Source organism: Leisingera sp. F5 (assembly GCF_001593695.1).
In genome coordinates this window covers 1-1,398 of sequence record NZ_LUKH01000972.1, presented here as the reverse complement: position 1 = coordinate 1,398, position 1,398 = coordinate 1, and the positions used below count along the sequence as shown (strand labels likewise).

Below are 1,398 nucleotides of genomic sequence, written 5' to 3'. Positions count from 1 at the left end.
CGTTGTCGTGGGTCTTGATGCCCAGAGAACCCAGCAGCAGCCATATGCCGTGTTTTGCCGCCTCGTCACGCAGGTCGGCCAGCGTTAGGTCATCCTCTTCGTGACACAGGACACCATTCTGATGGGTCCGGCTGCCGGAGAGGCAATTGGTGACCTCGGGTGTCAGCACAAATCCCGCCCCGCCGCGCACAGCTTCCGCCATCATCGCCTTCACGGTCTCCAGGTTTTCAGCCGGGATGTCGGTGGATGTCATCTGAAGCAGAGCTGCGCGCATTTTATCTCTCCGGGTTCAGGCCGCAAGCAGCGGGTCCAGTTTGCCCGCCTGTTCCAGCGCAAAAAGATCGTCACAGCCGCCGACATGGGTTTCGCCGATAAAGATCTGCGGCACCGTGCGGCCGCCATTGGCGCGCTGGATCATCTGTGCCTTGCAATCCGGCTGCGCCAGCACGTTGATTTCCGAAAAGGTAACACCCTTCTGATTCAGCAGACGCTTGGCGGCGTGGCAGTATCCGCACAGAGGCGAGGTGTAGATTTCAACTGTTTTCATTCAGGACCCCATAGTCTGGTTTCGAAGGTTGTGGATGAATTGGGGGTTCAATGCAACAATTGCCAGAGGCCCGCGGGCAGCCTCACGCTTGCGTGACCCGGGCCAGCACCGCCACCCGCACCTCCGCCGCACCGGCCTGCAGACAGGCATCAGTGCAGGCACTAAGAGTGGCACCGGAGGTCATCACGTCATCCACGATCAGAACCGTGCGCCCTTTGATCCGCCCCTCCCGGCCCGGGTGGGTTGCAATTGCTGCACCCAAATGCTGAAAACGCTGGTCCCGTGTCTTGCCTTCCAGTGCGGGGGTCCGCCGGAATCTGCGCAGCAGATCCGGGCAATGCTCCAGGCCAATCCGGTCTGCCACTGCTTCAGCAAGCAAGGCGGATTGATTATACTTACGCTTCAGCAGCCGGGTCCAATGCAGCGGCACCGGGCATATCAGGGGATTCTCTGCCAGCATCGGCTGCACGGCCCGCTCCAGCCATCCAGCGGCCATATGTGCAATTTCCGTCCGGTCCCCGTGTTTCAAAGCCAGAACCAGCTTGCGGCCCCGCCCCTCATAGAGCAGCGCAGATCGCCCTTGGCTCCAAGGACGCGGATGGCGCAGGCAGCTGTCGCATTCCAGCCGAAAGCCGTCCGCCTCGCCCGGCAGCGGAGCGCCGCAGCCCTCGCAGACCGTGCCGCTGATGAAATGCATCTCGGCCCAGCAAGAACCGCACAGGCCAAAGTCGCTGCCAACCAGCCCCCCGCAGCCCATGCATTGCGGCGGATAGATCAGCGAAACAGCAGTTTGAATCCTGGTCAGCAGCATCTAAACGGCCCTCATGACACAAGCACCCGCACAGCTTTTT

Annotated in this window: 3 protein-coding genes; all 3 read right to left on the bottom strand. The window is 61.3% G+C overall.

Features of this window, described 5'->3' with window-relative positions; genetic code table 11:
• Positions 1-274: nitrilase-related carbon-nitrogen hydrolase (locus tag A2I95_RS38005; RefSeq protein ID WP_291737593.1), on the bottom strand; the 274-nt coding region annotated here is incomplete at its 3' end.
• 15 nt (positions 275-289) lie between these two features.
• On the bottom strand, positions 290-547 hold the full coding sequence (grxC, locus tag A2I95_RS38000; RefSeq protein ID WP_291737592.1) for a glutaredoxin 3: 258 nt from the start codon (positions 545-547) through the stop codon (positions 290-292).
• An 82-nt stretch (positions 548-629) separates the two neighbouring features.
• Positions 630-1,358, bottom strand: coding sequence for a ComF family protein (locus A2I95_RS37995; RefSeq protein ID WP_291737591.1), 729 nt, complete (start codon positions 1,356-1,358; stop codon positions 630-632).
• Positions 1,359-1,398 lie beyond the last annotated feature (40 nt).

What these genes read in the sequence shown, in the direction of transcription:
- A2I95_RS37995 (WP_291737591.1), bottom strand. Translation starts at nt 1,358, where the DNA reads ATGCTGCTGACCAGGATTCAAACTGCTGTTTCGCTGATCTATCCGCCG.
- grxC (WP_291737592.1), bottom strand. Translation starts at nt 547, where the DNA reads ATGAAAACAGTTGAAATCTACACCTCGCCTCTGTGCGGATACTGCCAC.